The organism is Uliginosibacterium paludis (assembly GCF_039631355.1).
Classification (GTDB): domain Bacteria; phylum Pseudomonadota; class Gammaproteobacteria; order Burkholderiales; family Rhodocyclaceae; genus Uliginosibacterium; species Uliginosibacterium paludis.
The window spans coordinates 746,060-761,889 of sequence record NZ_JBDIVF010000002.1 but is presented as its reverse complement, the minus strand read 5'-3'; the positions used below and the strand labels follow the sequence as shown (position 1 = coordinate 761,889).

The following is a 15,830-nucleotide window of genomic DNA, read 5'->3' as shown; positions in this document are numbered from 1 at the left end:
AGTTCAGTTCCCCGCCGCCAGCATGCTCATCACCGCCATCCGCACCGCGATGCCGAAAGTCACCTGCGGCAGGATCACCGCATTGGCGCCGTCAGCCACCGCCGAATCGATTTCCACACCGCGGTTCATCGGCCCCGGGTGCAGGACGATGGCATCTTTCGCGGCCAGCGCCAGCTTCTCTTCGGTCAGGCCGTAGAACTTGAAGTACTCCTGGCTGGAGGGGAGCAGCGCGCCCTGCATGCGTTCGTTCTGCAGGCGCAGCATCATCACCACATCCACACCCCTGAGGCCTTCTTCCATGTTATGGAAGACGCGCACGCCCATGCGCTCGACATCGGTCGGCAGCAGCGTTTTCGGCCCGATTACGCGCACTTCCGGCACGCCAAGCGTGGTCAGCGCGGCGATCTCGGAACGCGCCACGCGCGAGTGCAACACGTCGCCCACGACCGCCACGGTCAGATTGGTGAAGTCCTTCTTGTAGTGGCGGATGGTGTACATGTCGAGCAGCCCCTGGGTGGGGTGCGCATGGCGGCCATCGCCGGCATTGACCACGCTGATGTGCTCGCGCCCGGTGTTGCGCAGATGCTGGGCCAGCAGGTAGGGCGCGCCGGAGGAGGCATGGCGCATCACGAACATGTCTGCGCCCATCGCGCAGAGGTTGTCGACCGTGTCGAGCAGGGTTTCGCCCTTGGAAGTCGAGCTGGTCGACACGTTGAGGTTGATCACGTCAGCCGAGAGGCGCTTAGCCGCGATCTCGAAGGTGGTGCGGGTGCGCGTGCTGTTCTCGAAGAACACGTTGAACACGCTCTTGCCGCGCAGCAGCGGCACCTTCTTGACCTCGCGCTCGGCGACCTCGGTGAAGGGTGCGGCGGTATCGAGAATCTGCGTCAGCACCGACTTGGGCAGGCCGTCGAGCGTGATCAGATGCTTGAGGCGGCCATCGGCCGACAGCTGGGGATTAAGCATGCTTCAGCTCCAGGGAAAGTTCGCCGGAAGCAGCGCGAACGAGCGCGAGCTTGCTGCCGGCCGGAAGGCGTTCTTCAAGCACCCAGGCGCAGTAGGCGGGTGCGATCGGCAGCTGGCGCTCGCCGCGGTCTGCCAGCACCGCGAGCTCGATGTTGCCGGGGCGGCCGTAGTCGAAGAGCTCGTTGAGCGCGGCGCGGGTGGTGCGGCCGGTGTAGAGCACATCGTCGACCAGGATGATGTGGCGCTCCTGCACGTCGAAGGGAATATCGGATTTCTGCGGGCTGGCATGCAGGCCGCGCGAGCCGTAGTCGTCACGATAGAACGCCACGTCGATGCTGCCCAGCGGGGCCTGGATGCCCAGCGCGGCGTGCAGGTATTCGGCCACCCAGGCGCCGCCGGAGTGGATGCCGACCAGCGCGGTATCGGGCCGCAGGCAGGGTTTGATCAGCGCTGCGAGTCGTTCGCAGAGCTGTTGGGCGTCAGGCAGGTTCATCGTGTGCTTTCGAGTCGAGATAACTTTGCAGGATGCGCTGGGCCGCGAGCGCGTCGAGATTCTGCTTGCGCTCGCGCCAGCTGCGGGTGACCTCACGCAACATTTCCTCGGCTTCGGCCGAAGACAGGCGTTCGTCCACCAGCGACACCGGCAGGCCGAAACGGCCATTGAGCTGGTTGGCGAAGCGCTTGCAGCGCGCCGTCATGTCGGTGGCGCTGCCGTCAAGCGCGGTGGGCAGGCCCACGACGAGACCGACCGGCTGCCATTCGGCGATCAGCTTGCCGATGGCGCCAAAACGCAGGTCATTGGCTTCGCCGTGGATCACGGTCAGCGCCTGCGCCATGCGGGTTTCGGTCTCCCCGGTGGCCACGCCGATGCGCGCCGTGCCGAAGTCGAAGCCAAGCAATGTGCCCATCGGGTTCAGGCGTGTCCCGCGGTATCGGAAAGATTCGTGAAGTCGATGCCGAGCAGTTGCATTGCGGCATTCAGACGGCCTTCGGGCGGCACGTCGAAAATCACGCGTGGATCGGCCGGCACGGTGAGCCAGGAATTCTGCGCGAGCTCTTCTTCGAGCTGCCCGGCACTCCAGCCCGAATAGCCGAGCGCGATCAGCACCTCTTCCGGTTCGCCCCGCTCGGCCAGCGCGTGCAGCACATCCTTGGAGCTGGTCAGCGCCAGCTCTTCATTGACGCGCAGGCTGGACTGCCATTCGCCCAGCGGACGATGCAGCACGAAGCCACGGTCGGTCTGCACCGGGCCGCCCAGATAAACGAGTTCGTCACCGCGCTCTGCCTTCTGCAGCGGAATGTCGACGCGCTCGAGCAGCTCCTTGACCGAGAGTTCGAGCGGGCGGTTGATCATCACGCCGAGCGCCCCTTCCTCGTTGTGCTCGGCCAGATAGACCACGGCACGCTCAAAGGGGGAATCTGCCAGCCCGGGCATGGCAATCAGGAAGTGATGGGTGAGGTTGGTGTTCTGCACGGTCGCCATTTTACCCTGTTTGCCCGGCCGAACGCCGCTGCGCCCGGCCCACTGTCAGTCAAGCAGAGATCGCAAGGCGGCGCGAGGCCCGCCGTCAGGCGGTCTGCCCGTCGCCGGCTTGCGGCATACTCCGGGCTCCGCCACTGCCCGCCCGTGCTGCCATGAGCCGTGATCCCGCCGCCCTTGTCTGGTTCCGCCGCGATCTGCGCGACTTCGACCACGCCGCGCTCTCGCACGCCCTGCAATCTCACCGCAAGGTGTATTGCGGTTTCGTGTTTGACCGCGCCATTCTCGACGGCTTGCCGCGCGACGATCGCCGGGTGGCCTTCATCCACGCCAGCCTGGTCGAGCTGGACACCCGCCTGCGTGAGCAGGGCGGCAGCCTGATCGTGCGCCACGGCCTGGCCATTGACGAGATTCCCCGGCTGGCTGCCGAGCTCCGGGTGGTCAGCGTGTTCGCCAACCATGATTACGAGCCGGACGCCGTCACCCGCGACGCCACCGTGGCGGCCCGGCTGAAGGATCAGGGCATCGTTTTCCGCAGCTTCAAGGACCAGGTCATTTTCGAGCGGCGCGAAATCCTGACCCAGTCCGGCAAGCCTTTCGGCGTCTTCACGCCTTACCGCAACGCCTGGCTCAAGGCCCTGCAGCCGCGCGACACCGGCGCCTGGCCGGTCGCTGACTTCACCGCCGGCCTGGCGGTCGCACCCTTCGAGCATCGCATGCCGGGTCTGGCCGAGATCGGTTTTGCCGCCAGCGACCTGCGCCTGGCCGCCGGCATGAGCGGCGCCCGTGCGCTGTGGGACGATTTCCGGCCACGCCTCAAGCACTACCATGAAGCGCGGGATTTCCCCGCGGTGAAAGGCGTCTCCTACCTCTCCACCCACCTGCGCTTCGGCACCCTGTCAATCCGCGAGCTGGTGCGGCACGCCCAGGCCTGCGGTCATGCAGGGGCCGACACCTGGCTCTCCGAGCTGGTCTGGCGTGAGTTCTATCAGCAGTTGCTGGCCAACCACCCCCAGCTCGTCAGCCATTGCTACAAGCCGGAGTTCGACGCGCTGTGCTGGGACAGCGGTCCGGCCGCCGACGCGCTGTTCGAGGCCTGGTGCGAAGGCCGTACCGGCTATCCGCTGGTCGACGCGGCTCAGCGCCAGCTGGTGCAGAGCGGCTACATGCACAACCGCCTGCGCATGGTATCGGCCAGCTTTCTGACCAAGGATCTGGGCATCGACTGGCGCCGCGGCGAAGCCTTCTTCGCCCGCTGGCTGCTGGATTTCGATCTGGCCGCCAACAACGGCGGCTGGCAGTGGGCCGCCTCCACCGGCTGCGACGCCCAGCCCTGGTTCCGCATCTTCAACCCGATCACCCAGTCGGAAAAATTCGATCCGCAGGGCAGGTTCATCCGCCGTTATGTGCCCGAACTCGCAGCGCTGCCTGACAAACTGATCCACGCTCCCTGGAAGATGAAGCCAGCCGAGCTCGCGGCCACCCGGCTGCGCCTGGGCGAAGACTACCCCCTGCCCGTCGTGGATCACGCCGAAGCCCGCGAACGCACGCTGGCCCGCTTCCGGGCGGCGGGTGGCAACACCGGGGCGTAAGCCCCGCTCGCCCCCCATGCCGAAGTCATTCCGGCAAAAAAACAACAGGATTTGACGTTTTTTACGGATCCGGTGCTTGACGCCGAACATTCGGTTGCGCCCTACCGAAACTCCTTCTTAGGATTGCCAGACTTGTAGGACAAATACTTACAAGAAAACAACAAAACTATCCGGCATCCGGAGGAGACAACATCATGCAGCACCATCACCATGCGCGACAGGCCGCAGCCCTGATCGCATCCCTGTTTCTCGTATCGCTGGGCGCCTGCGGGGGAGGCGGGGGCGCCGGCGAAGCGGAGACCAAAGCCGGCGCCACGGCCTCGGGCGGCAGCACCTCTGCCGGAACAGCCGGCAGCACAAGCAGCAATTCCAGCGCGACGGGTACGACATCAAGCAGCGCCAGCAGCGTCAATGCTTCCAGCAGCTCGAGCGTATCGAGTGGCGCGGCGGGCAACGCTGCTTCCTCTGCAGGCAGCAGTGCCTCGTCGGCGGTCCCGGTGAGCAGCACGCTGTTTACCGAAAGCTTCGACAGCGCCACCTCCACCACACTGTTCAGCACCTATCGCACGCTGAGCACGAACAGCAGCCAGTCGATGTTCATCAACAAGTCAGGCACCGTCACGCTCAACAACGGCGTCGTGTCACTCGACGGCGCCCGCATGACGATCGGGGCACTGAGCAGCGCAGACACCACCAGCGGCAGCACGCCCGGCGGTGAGCTGGATCTCAGCAAGCCCTACAGGATCACCATCGAGATTGCCTCGGTCAGCGGCACCTCCACCAAGGCGTTCCAGGTCTACGTAGACAACAACACCACCAGCTCGAGCGCCTCGCCGCGTGGATCCGACTCCAAGCTCTACAGCTCCGCGATTTCGCTGTTGAGCGCCGGCAGCACGATCACCATCACCGACTCGATCGGCTCCAGCGCTTCCTTCCTCAGCCTGCGTACCGAATCCGGCGCGGTGGTGGGCATCAACTCGATCCGGGTTGAATACACCGGCGGTACGGCCAGCAGCTCGGCGAGCTCCGCGGCATCGACCAGCACGTCGTCATCGGCCGCCTCCTCGTCCAGCACCGCAGCGTCGAGCGCCGCATCGGCCTCCACGTCCAGCGCTCCGGCAGGCTCCGGCAGCATCGCGGTCGCCGCGACGCAATCGACCACGGCGGGCGGATTCGCGCAGCCCGCAGCAGGCGGTCTGCCGGTATTCGACAGCAACGGCAAGGTCATCGGCAGCACGCTCGCGGGCGCCCGCGTCAAGTACGCGGCTTCGCTGGACGACATGAATGCCATCATCACCGCCGCGCGGACTGACGACACGGGCAAAAAGGTCACCGCAGGCGCCTATCCGCTGCTGATCGTCTACAGCGGCAATGAAGACGCACTGATCGCCAAGATCGTGGCGGACAGCACCATCGACGCCAACCACAACTGCCCGGCGGGTCACTGGGCCGACGCCTACCGCGAGGTGCCGCTGAAGGACTACACCGCCGGCATCACGATCATCGGCACCGACGGCTCCTCGGCGAACTTCGGCATCACCGTGGTCAATGCCGGCAACGTGATCATCCGCAACATGAAGATCGGAGCGCTGGGCGGCGCAAGCAATGACGCCGACATGATCCGGATCGACAACTCGTCCAACGTATGGGTCGACCACAACGAGCTGTTCGCGGTGAACAACGAGTGCAACGGCTCACCCGACAAGGACCTGACCTTCGAGTCCGCGATCGACATCAAGAAGAACGCGCAGAACATCACCGTGTCGTACAACTACATCCATGACAGCAAGAAGGTCGGCCTGGATGGTCACACCCAGAGCAGTGGAACGTCCGACTACCAGCGCACCATCACCTACCACCACAACTACTACCGCAACGTGAACGCGCGGCTGCCGCTGCAACGCTGGGGCTGGATCCACGTCTACAACAACCTGTATGACGGCATCACCAGCTCGGGCATCAACGTGCGTGCGAGCGGTCTGGCCCAGATCGAAAACAACTGGTTCCAGAACGCGCTCAACCCGGTGACCTGCCGCTACGACACGACTGGTTGCGGCCGCTGGTATCTGCGCAACAACAATGCCACCAGCTCGGCGGACAATGCCACCTACAACATCACCTGGGACAATGATGGTGGTGCCGCCGGGACGCTCAATGCCGACACGTGGACGAGCACGGCCACCTCGGCTGACATCGATTCGCTCGCCGGCAAGATCACCTACGCCTACTCGCCTGCCGCCGCGCAATGCGTGAAGGACAACCTGAGCAAGGTTGCCGGCGCCGGCAAGGGTTTCGCCGCGCTGACCTGCAACTGAGGCACGGCGTCTTCCCATGAAAATGGCCACCCTCGGGTGGCCATTTTCTCGTTGGGATGTATCGATCAGCCCTCCTGACCGTCCACCCGCGGCCGCCACAGGATCGGGGCGTATTTCCACAGGTAAAGCGCGAAGCACAGCGCCCAGCACGCAGCCGACAGTTGGAGACCGGTGAGGTAATGCTGCGGCAGGACGAACTGGGGCAGGACGCGCAGCAGCAAGGCCGCCTGCAGCAGCAGGTAGCAGGCGGTCTCGATCCGCCCGGCCTTGAGCATGCGGCCGGTATGGCCCAGTGTCGTGCGCGTGATCATGCCGAGGATGAGGCCCGAGATCAGGCCCACGGTCAGCAGGTGCACCACCGCACTCACCGGCAGCAGGCCAGCGCTGGCACCCGCCAGCACCAGCAAGGCCACGATCAGCCAGCCGTGCGACAGGTGCAGGATCCACAGCAGCGGCGTGCGCAGCGTGGCCCAGGGGCGCCAACCATTGCAGCGCACCGCCTGCAGTAGCGAGCTCACCAAGGCCAGCGGGCCGACCAGAATCGCCGGGCCGTCGAGTGCCCACAGCACGAGGCTCGCGACCGTGCCGGCAATCGCCAGCTGATCCACCCGCGCATGCCGCCAGGGCACCGTCTTCAGCGCATTGGCGGTAAAGCTCGGCACGATCCGGCCGGCAATCGCGGTGCACAGCGTGGCGATCATCGCGATGGCCAGGTGCAGCCCGGTGAGCGGTGACACCGCAAACCAGCCCTGGGCACCGGCATGGCTCAGCACATTCGCCGCAGTGAGGACCGCGAGCAACACCAGGATGAAATAGTTGCGGCGGCTGCCGGCGCGGATCAGCACGCGGGCAAGCAGAATGGCTGCCACCGGCAGGAAGGCCAGATCGATCAGAGCGGCCGGCAGCGCGGGCAACAGGAAAGGGGCGATGCGCCCGGCCAGCCACAGTGCGGCCAGCCAGCCCAGCGGCGCGCCGTTCGGCGTGGCCAGGCCGGTCCAGTTCTTCCCGGCGGTAAAAAGGAAACCGACGATGATCGCGGCCGCAAAACCGAAGATCATTTCGTGGCCATGCCAGAGCAGCGGCGAGATGCCGGCATCGATCCGCAGCAGGCCGCCCAGCAGCAGGATCCAGAGCGGCACAAGCAGCGCGGCAAGCCCGGCGCCAAGCAGGTAGAAAGGGCGAAAACCCAGCGCCAGCGCGGCACAGCCGGAGGGTGGCACAAGCGGTTTGCGGCGGGGTTCGGCAATCGGAATGACCGGCATGATGAGCACGCTCTGCTACAGGGGATGCCTTCATTGTGGCCAATCCGCCAGCATGCGTGCCTTATCACGCATCAAGTGCCCGGATTGCCTGCCCCGCAAGAAAAACGGCCTGCACGCGGCAGGCCGTTCCGGTCAGGCGGTGAAAAGGCTCAGGCCTTCTTGACCCAGGCCGAGCACCAGCCCTTGGCGGCAACCAGACGATTGCCCAGCGCCATGCAGGTCCCTTCGTTGGCATTCGAGCTCTTGTAGAAATTGCAGTTGGCGCAGGTATTGCCCTTGACGTAGGTCTTGTACTTGGCAGCATCAACCTTGCTGGCATCTTCCTTGTAGCCGAGCGCCGTGGCGGTCGGATCGGATTCGGGAACGCGAGCCTGGGCCAGGGCGTCACGCATGGCGGTCAGGCCGAAGGCGAATGCCGGGGCGGCAAGCAGAATGGAACGGCGGCGGCTATCCATATCAAACTCCTGTCATCTGTAGGGTCAATCCGCAAGAATCGCCGGGATGCACGTCTTGCGTCAAGCTGGGCTGCGCTGCAGTTTTCGCATGAGGAACATGTCTGCAGCACAATGACGATATGTGATTTTTCACGGCAACACCATGAGTCTGTTCATCCGCGTCCTGACTGATGCCGATCTGCCTGATCTGCTGGCGCTGTATCGCGAACTGCATCCGGCAGACGGCGCAACCGAGGAAAATGTCGCCCGTCAGGTGTGGCAGCAGATACAGGCCACGCCCGGCCTGACACTGCTCGGCGGCTTCGCCGGTGAGCAGCTGGCCGCGTCGTGCATGCTGGTGCTCGTTCCCAATCTCACGCGCGGCGCTCGCCCCTTCGGTCTGATCGAGAACGTCGTCACCTCGGACGCCTTCCGGCGCCGGGGTTACGGTCGCACGCTGCTCCAGCACGCCACCCTGCTCGCCCGGGAGGCCGGCTGCTACAAGCTCATGTTGCAGACCGGGCGGCTTGATGCGGCCACCTTCGCGTTCTACGAGGCCTGCGGCTTTTCGCGCCATGCAAAGCAGGCCTTCCTGATGCGCCTGGAGTGATCAACCCTGCAGGGCGATCAGCACCTCCTTGAGTGAAGGCACGATCGGCACGCCATAACGGCGGATGTCCGCGTCCGGCTGCAGCAGGTCGGGCACCATCACCGCCCTCATGCTGGCCGAGACGGCCGCACGGATGCCGACATTCGAATCCTCAAGCGCCAGACAGTCCCGCGGCTCGGCACCGACCCGTTGTGCGGCCAGTTCGTAGATGTCCGGCGCAGGCTTGCCACGCAGGATTTCGTCCCCGCAGGCCATCGCGTCGAAGCGCTGCAGCAGATGCGCCCGGGCAAGCTTGGCTTCGGCCCGCTTGCGGAAGGTCGAGGTCGCCACGGCGCGCGGAATCCGCGCCGCCTCGAGCCAGTCCAGCAGCTCGCGGACCCAGGGCTTGAGGGGAATGCTGCCTGCGGCAACCTTTGCGTCATAGATCTCGCTGAAGCGCTCGCGCAGGGGTTCGAGCGGAAAAGCCTCGCCGAAGGCGCGGGCAATGATGGTGTCGCAATCCCGCGCGCTGCGTCCAACCAGCGAGAGCCCCAGCTCGCGCGTCCAGGGCGCACCGAGTGCCGTGGCCGCCTCTTCGAAAGAGGCCAGCGCGACGCGCTCGGAATCGAGCAAAAGACCATCCATGTCAAAAATGACAGCCTGGGGACGCGGAATGTTCAGCATGAGGGATTGGCAAACCTGTCAGCTCCCGATGAGCGGGAAGAGCCTCATTCTATCGCCTGTGATCCGCAGTGCTCCGTCCATCGGACGGCGTCGCACGGTGGCCAGAAAGCGGTTGTCGGGTAAACCCCGGGATGTCTCAATCCCATCCGGTTCGGGCGCGGGTGCGCCACGCATGTCACGTTCATATATTCCAACGCAGGAGTGATCCGGATGAAAACCATTGTGAAGGCGACCGCCCTGGCTGTCGCACTGATGAGCAGCCAGAGCTTTGCCGCGTCGACCGGTGGCTTTGCCACGGCGGACGGCAATATCGCCTCGGCCCGCAAATTCACCGCCGCGACGTATCAGGAAATCAACAGCATCATCGAGAAGGCACGTTACAACGACGCCGGCACCAAGGTCGCCACCGGTGCCTATCCGCTGCACATCACCTACACCGGCAATGAAGACGCGCTGATCGCCCAGATCGTGAAGGACTCGACGATCGACGCGAACCATAACTGCCCGAACCCGCACTGGAGCGACGCCTATCGCTATGTGGAGGTGAAGAACTACACCGCCGGCATCACCATCGAAGGCAAGGATGGCTCCTCCGCCAACTTCGGTATCGTGATCAACGGCGGTTCGAGCAACGTCGTGGTCAAGAACATGAAGATCGGCGCCCTGGGCGGCGCATCGAATGATGCCGACATGTTCCGTATCGACAGCGCCTCGAACGTGCTGATCGACCACAACGAAATGTTCGCGGTCAATAACGAGTGCAAGGGCTCGCCCGACGGCGACCTGACCTTCGAATCCGCCATCGACATCAAGAAGGATTCGCACAACATCACCGTGTCATACAACTTCATTCACGACAGCAAGAAGGTCGGTCTGGATGGCTCTTCCGCCTCCGACATCGGCAACGGTCGCGAAATCACCTATCACCACAACTACTACAAGAACGTGAACGCCCGCCTGCCGCTGCAGCGCGGTGGCTGGATCCACGTCTACAACAACCTGTACGACGGCATCACGGATTCCGGCATCAACGTGCGCACCGGCGGCTACGCGCTGATCGAAAAGAACTGGTTCCAGAACGCGAACAACCCGGTCACCTGCCGTTATGACACCGCCAACTGCGGCAAGTGGGACCTGCGCAACAACAACGCAACCAGCGCTGCAGACAACGCGACCTACAACATCACCTGGAACGACGCTGGCTCGGGTGGCATCAATGCCAACAACTGGACGACGACGGGCGTCTTCCCGAAGACGCTGAGCTACACCTATGAGCCGGTTACGCCGCAATGCGTGAAGGACAAGCTGCCGCTCTACGCCGGTGTCGGCAAGAACGGCGCCCAGCTGACCGCTTCGGCCTGCAGCGGCTCGAGCAGCTCGGCCAGCTCGTCTGCCGCTTCCAGTGCTGCGGCCTCCAGCTCGTCCAAGTCGAGCGCATCCTCCAGCGCCGCTGCTTCGAGCGCCGCCAGCAGCAAGGCAAGCAGTTCGAGCAGCAGCGCCAAGGCCAGCAGCTCCAGCAGCAGCGCGAAGTCGAGCTCGAGCAGCTCCAAGTCGAGCTCGTCATCGAGCGCCGCCAGCAGCGCGTCCTCGTCGTCCTCTTCCTCGTCGGGCGCTCCGGTGCTGTCGGGCACGGGTGACTACCCCAACAACTTCAGCAAGTGCGCGGATGAAGGCAAGACCTGCACGCCGTCCCGCGGTACCGGCTGGGTGGCTTTCGGTCGCAAGGGCAAGTGGGTGACGAAGTACGTGGGCGTGGACAAGAGCATCGCCTGCACCGTTTCGGCCTTCGGCTCCGACCCGGGCGGCAACCCCAACAAGTGCTCCTTCCGCAACTGATCGCGGCAGCACCAGGAAAAAGCCCCCGTCCGGCAAAGCCGGCGGGGGCTTTTTCGTTGCAGGCCCGAAAGACCTCAGAGCAGCACGATGTCGAATTGCTCCTGCGTGTAGCTGGTTTCGGCGTGAAAGGAAATCGGCTTGCCGATGAAGTCCTGCAGATTGGCAATCGCCTGGGCTTCTTCCTCATGGAAGAGGTCCACCACGACGGGTGCCGCCAGGATGCGGAACTCACGTGCATTGAACTGGCGTGCCTCGCGCACCACTTCACGCATGACTTCATAGGCAATCGTGCGCGAGGTCTTGACCTCACCGCGTCCGCCGCAGGTCGGGCAGGTTTCGCAGAGCACGTGTGCCAGGGATTCGCGGGTGCGCTTGCGCGTCATCTCGACCAGGCCGAGCGAGGTAAAGCCGCCCACCGAAACCTTGGTGTGGTCACGCGCCAGCGCGCGGGTCAGCTCGGCCAGCACGGTCAGCCGATGCTCCTCGTTTTCCATGTCGATGAAGTCAAGCAGGATGATGCCGCCGAGGTTGCGCATGCGCAGCTGGCGTGCGATGGCCTGGGCTGCTTCGAGATTGGTCTTGAAGATCGTGTCGTCGAAGGTCCGCGCACCAACGAAACCGCCGGTATTCACATCGATGGTGGTCAGCGCTTCCGTCTGATCGATGATCAGGTAGCCGCCGCTCTTGAGATCCACACGTCTGGCCAGTGCCTTCTGGATTTCCTCTTCGACGCCATGCAGATCGAACAAGGGCCGCTCGCCTGAATAATGCTCGAGCATGCCAGCCATGCGCGGCATGTAATCCCCCGCAAACTGCGAGAGCTTCTGGAAGTTTTCGCGCGAGTCGATCACGACTTTCTCGGTGTCGGCGCCCACCAGATCCCGCAACACGCGCTGGGCAAGGCTGAGATCGCGATAGAGCAGTGCCGGCGGTGCGCCGCTCATGCGCTGGCTCTGGATTTCGGCCCAGAGCTTGCGCAGGTAGCTCACGTCCGCCGAAAGTTCTTCGTCACTGGCCTGCTCGGCCTGGGTGCGAACGATGAAGCCCCCTTTTTCGTCTGCCGGCAGCAGGCCCTGCAGCCGCGCCCGAAGCGCCTCGCGGCCTGCTTCGCTCTCGATGCGCTGGGATATGCCGATGTGCTTGTCCTGAGGCAGATACACCAGCAGGCGGCCGGCGATGGAAAGCTGGGTCGACAATCGCGCGCCCTTGGTGCCGATCGGATCCTTGAGCACCTGCACGACGATGTTCTGCCCCTCCGCGAGAATGCGCTCAATCGGTCGCGGGGACTCGCCCGCCGCCCGGTCTACCCAGATGTCCGCGACATGCAGGAAAGCGGTGCGCTCGAGGCCGATGTCGATGAAGGCCGACTGCATGCCCGGCAGCACGCGCACCACACGGCCCAGATACACATTGCCGACGAAACCGCGCGCACGCTCGCGCTCGATGTGCAGCTCCTGCACGACACCGTTGTAGAGCAGCGCGACACGCGTCTCCTGCGGTGTGAAGTTGATGAGATAAGCCTCGCTCATGGGGCACCCGGAATTCGTTGTGTGCCGACATTCTACCGGCAAGGCTGGCGGCGCTCGCGATCCCGCCGGGGCAAATGCCGCAAGGGGCTATCATCTGCGCCCGAAGGAGACCCCTGATGAGCCAGAAATTCGATGCAGTCGTGATTGGCGCCGGTGCAGCCGGCATGATGTGCGCAGCCGTGGCAGGCCAGCGCGGGCGCAATGTGCTGCTGATCGATCACGCGGCAAACCTGGCCGAAAAGATCCGCATCTCGGGCGGCGGCCGCTGCAACTTCACGAACCTGCAAGCCGGTCCGGCCAACTACCACTCCGCCAATCCGCATTTCTGCCGTTCCGCGCTCTCCCGCTACAGCCCGCAGGATTTCCTGGCGCTGCTCGCGCGCTACAACATTCCCTGGCATGAAAAACACAAGGGGCAACTCTTCTGTGACCGCTCCGCGCAGGACATCATCGACATGCTGCGGGCCGAGTGCGCGCTCGGCAATGTAAGCTGGCGCCAGCCCTGCACCGTGCAGGCGGTACGGCACGACAATGCGGGCTGGCTCATCGAGACCGACGCCGGCCCGGTCGAATCGACCAGCCTGGTCATCGCAAGCGGCGGCCTCTCCATTCCGAAGATCGGCGCGACGGACTTCGGCCATCGCATCGCCCGCCAGTTCGACATTCCCGTCATCCCGCCCCGCCCGGGTCTGGTCCCCCTCACGTTCGACGCGGCAAGCGCGCCGTTTGCAGAGCTTGCCGGCATCGCCCTTGAGGTCGAACTGCGCTGCCGGGACGGCTTCTTCCGCGAAGACCTGCTGATCACCCACCGGGGCCTGTCCGGCCCGGCGATCCTGCAGATCTCCTCCTGGTGGCAACCCGGAGACACCCTGAGCATCGATCTGTTGCCGGACCTGGATCTCGAAGCCGCCCTGCTGGCTGCCAAGCAGGGGGCACGCCAGCATGTAGTGAGCGTGCTCGCCCAGTGGCTGCCGCGCCGCATGGCTGAGCTCTTCGTGGCGCAGGCAGGCCTTGGCGCGCGCCCGATCGCCGAAGCGGGCGACAAGGCGCTGCGGGCGCTGGCCGCCCGGATCAAGCGATGGGAACTAAAGCCTTCCGGTTCAGAAGGCTATCGCAAGGCGGAAGTCACGCTGGGCGGCGTGGATACCCGCGCGCTTGACCAGAAAACCATGATGGCCCGCCAGCATCCTGGCCTCTACTTTGTCGGGGAAGTCATGGACGTCACCGGCTGGCTCGGGGGCTACAACTTCCAGTGGGCATGGGCCAGCGCTCATGCCTGCGGGCAGGCATTGTGAAAAAGGCCCGAAAAAGGGCCTGATGTGTCTGACAACACAAGAAAACTCCGGATATTTGCATGACAAATGATTCCGGAAACATGCCTAATTGGGAATAAGGACGAATTATCACCGTCCGTCCGTCTTATTCCACCCCGAAATCTGCCCAGAAGTCTTGTTTATTTGCCGACAAATTGCATTAATTCGGCACCCGCAACATACGCGGCGTCGCCAAGTACCCAAACGAATGCATGAGCGGGTCCTGGCGAATATCAATACGACTCAGGAGACAGACCATGCGTTTCACTCTCAAGGCTACAGCGGCCCTTGCCGCGATGATGGCCGGCACTGCTTTTGCTGCCTCGACTGGCGGTTTCGCGACCGCCGACGGCAACATTTCCACGGCGCGCAAATTCACCGCGTCCACCTACTCGGAAATTGCCACCATCATCGCGAATGCACGCTACAACGATGCCGGCACCAAGGTCGCCACCGGCGCCTACCCGCTCCACATCACCTATACCGGCAATGAAGATGCGCTGATCGCGCAGATCGTGAAGGACTCGACGATCGACGCGAACCACAACTGCCCGAACCCGCACTGGAGCGATGCCTACCGCTATTTCGAAATCAAGAACTACACGGCCGGCATCACCATCGAAGGCGCCAATGGCTCTTCCGCCAACTTCGGGATCGTGATCAACGGCGGCTCGAGCAACGTCGTGGTCAAGAACATGAAGATCGGTGCCCTGGGCGGCGCATCGAATGACGCCGACATGATCCGTATCGACAGCGCCTCGAACGTGCTGATCGATCACAACGAGCTCTTTGCGGTCAACAACGAATGCAACGGCTCGCCCGACGGCGACCTCACCTTCGAGTCGGCCATCGACATCAAGAAGGCTTCGCACAACATCACCGTGTCATACAACTTCATTCACGACAGCAAGAAGGTCGGTCTGGACGGTTCGTCCTCTTCCGATATCGATGGCGGCCGTGAAATCACCTATCACCATAACTATTACAAGAACGTGAACGCCCGCCTGCCGCTGCAGCGCGGTGGCTGGATTCACGTCTACAACAACCTGTATGACGGCATCACCAGCTCGGGCATCAACACCCGTCAGGCTGGCTACGCCCTGATCGAACGCAACTACTTCGTGAACGCCGTCAACCCGGTGGTCTGCTTCTATGACAGCGGCAGCAACTGCGGCTTCTGGGATCTGCGCAACAACAACATCCTGAGCACCGCTGACTTCGCGACCTACAACATTACCTGGACCACGCCGGCAAGCGGCGACAAGAGCGCGTCGGCCTGGACCACCACCGCCGTGTTCCCGAAGACGCTGACCTACACCTACGAGCCGGTCTCGGCCCAGTGCGTGAAGGACAAGCTGCCGAGCTATGCAGGTGTGGGCAAGAATGGCGCGACCCTGGTCGCCTCGGCCTGCGGCACGAGCAGCTCTTCGTCCAGCACGGCCTCAAGCAGCTCCTCGTCCAAGGCTTCGTCCTCCTCTTCGTCGGCAGCAGCGTCCTCGTCGAGCAGCGCGGCTTCATCGAGCAGTGCCGCTTCGTCCAGCAGCTCTTCGAGCAGCTCCTCCTCGGGTGCGCCGGTCCTGACCGGCACCGGTGACTATCCCGATGGCTTCAGCAAGTGCGCGGATCTGGGCGGCACCTGTGCGGTCAGCAAGGGCACCGGCTGGGTCGCCTTTGGCCGCAAGGGCAGCTGGGTGACGAAGTACGTCGGTGTGGGCAAGAGCGTTGCCTGCACCGTGGCCGTCTTCGGCTCCGACCCCGGCGGCAACCCGAACAAGTGCTCCACGCAGAACTGAGCGCCCCGGCATGTCACTAACCCCCGCCCTCCGGCGG

General features: G+C 64.0%; 14 protein-coding genes. 6 read left to right on the top strand and 8 right to left on the bottom strand.

Translation table 11 applies throughout. The features are described 5' to 3' along the window. Positions 1-3: 3 nt before the first annotated feature. Genes ABDB87_RS08565 through ABDB87_RS08550 form a run of 4 tightly spaced genes read right to left on the bottom strand, consistent with a single transcriptional unit; the run spans position 4 to position 2,449 of the window. Positions 4-966, bottom strand: coding sequence for an aspartate carbamoyltransferase catalytic subunit (locus tag ABDB87_RS08565; protein ID WP_345925954.1), 963 nt, complete (start codon positions 964-966; stop codon positions 4-6). Further along, positions 959-1,459 carry a bifunctional pyr operon transcriptional regulator/uracil phosphoribosyltransferase PyrR gene (gene pyrR, locus ABDB87_RS08560; protein WP_345925952.1) on the bottom strand — a complete coding sequence of 167 codons (501 nt, stop codon included), beginning with the start codon at positions 1,457-1,459 and terminating at the stop codon, positions 959-961. Before pyrR ends, ABDB87_RS08565 begins: the two co-directional genes overlap by 8 nt. Beyond that, positions 1,446-1,874 carry a Holliday junction resolvase RuvX gene (gene ruvX, locus ABDB87_RS08555; protein WP_345925950.1) on the bottom strand — a complete coding sequence of 143 codons (429 nt, stop codon included), beginning with the start codon at positions 1,872-1,874 and terminating at the stop codon, positions 1,446-1,448. The genes pyrR and ruvX overlap by 14 nt, the downstream gene beginning before the upstream one ends. Before the next feature lie 5 nt (positions 1,875-1,879). Continuing rightward, positions 1,880-2,449, bottom strand: coding sequence for a YqgE/AlgH family protein (locus ABDB87_RS08550; RefSeq protein ID WP_345925948.1), 570 nt, complete (start codon positions 2,447-2,449; stop codon positions 1,880-1,882). 152 nt (positions 2,450-2,601) lie between these two features. On the opposite strand from ABDB87_RS08550, the gene ABDB87_RS08545 reads away from it, so the two are divergent. Together ABDB87_RS08545 and ABDB87_RS08540 are read left to right on the top strand one after the other, a co-directional pair. Next, positions 2,602-4,038 (top strand): cryptochrome/photolyase family protein, encoded by a 1,437-nt coding sequence (locus ABDB87_RS08545; RefSeq protein ID WP_345925946.1) that lies wholly within the window; start codon positions 2,602-2,604, stop codon positions 4,036-4,038. A 194-nt stretch (positions 4,039-4,232) separates the two neighbouring features. Further along, a complete protein-coding gene (locus tag ABDB87_RS08540) occupies positions 4,233-6,353 on the top strand; it encodes a pectate lyase family protein (RefSeq protein WP_345925944.1) in 2,121 nt (706 codons plus the stop codon). A gap of 65 nt (positions 6,354-6,418) precedes the next feature. Here ABDB87_RS08540 and ABDB87_RS08535 read toward each other — a convergent pair whose 3' ends face one another. Together ABDB87_RS08535 and ABDB87_RS08530 are read right to left on the bottom strand one after the other, a co-directional pair. Further along, complete coding sequence (locus ABDB87_RS08535; protein ID WP_345925942.1) at positions 6,419-7,615, bottom strand: NnrS family protein; 1,197 nt, start codon at positions 7,613-7,615, stop codon at positions 6,419-6,421. A 149-nt stretch (positions 7,616-7,764) separates the two neighbouring features. Continuing rightward, positions 7,765-8,070: a high-potential iron-sulfur protein gene (locus ABDB87_RS08530; protein WP_345925940.1), complete on the bottom strand. Its 306-nt coding sequence runs from the start codon at positions 8,068-8,070 to the stop codon at positions 7,765-7,767. Between the two features lie 142 nt (positions 8,071-8,212). Between ABDB87_RS08530 and ABDB87_RS08525 the strand changes: the two genes are divergently transcribed. Then, a complete protein-coding gene (locus ABDB87_RS08525; RefSeq protein ID WP_345925938.1) occupies positions 8,213-8,659 on the top strand; it encodes a GNAT family N-acetyltransferase in 447 nt (148 codons plus the stop codon). On the opposite strand, the gene ABDB87_RS08520 is transcribed toward ABDB87_RS08525, so the two are convergent. Then, positions 8,660-9,322, bottom strand: a complete 663-nt coding sequence (locus tag ABDB87_RS08520; protein WP_345925936.1) for an HAD family hydrolase — start codon at positions 9,320-9,322, stop codon at positions 8,660-8,662. It lies immediately after the preceding gene. Positions 9,323-9,532: 210 nt separating this feature from the next. Between ABDB87_RS08520 and ABDB87_RS08515 the strand changes: the two genes are divergently transcribed. After that, a complete protein-coding gene (locus tag ABDB87_RS08515) occupies positions 9,533-11,158 on the top strand; it encodes a pectate lyase family protein (protein WP_345925934.1) in 1,626 nt (541 codons plus the stop codon). 74 nt (positions 11,159-11,232) lie between these two features. Here the strand turns inward: ABDB87_RS08515 and rng are convergent, their stop codons facing one another. Beyond that, complete coding sequence (gene rng / locus ABDB87_RS08510) at positions 11,233-12,687, bottom strand: ribonuclease G (RefSeq protein ID WP_345925933.1); 1,455 nt, start codon at positions 12,685-12,687, stop codon at positions 11,233-11,235. 116 nt (positions 12,688-12,803) lie between these two features. Between rng and ABDB87_RS08505 the strand changes: the two genes are divergently transcribed. After that, positions 12,804-13,982 carry a BaiN/RdsA family NAD(P)/FAD-dependent oxidoreductase gene (locus tag ABDB87_RS08505; RefSeq protein ID WP_345925932.1) on the top strand — a complete coding sequence of 393 codons (1,179 nt, stop codon included), beginning with the start codon at positions 12,804-12,806 and terminating at the stop codon, positions 13,980-13,982. 275 nt (positions 13,983-14,257) lie between these two features. Beyond that, on the top strand, positions 14,258-15,793 hold the full coding sequence (locus tag ABDB87_RS08500; RefSeq protein ID WP_345925930.1) for a pectate lyase family protein: 1,536 nt from the start codon (positions 14,258-14,260) through the stop codon (positions 15,791-15,793). Positions 15,794-15,830 lie beyond the last annotated feature (37 nt).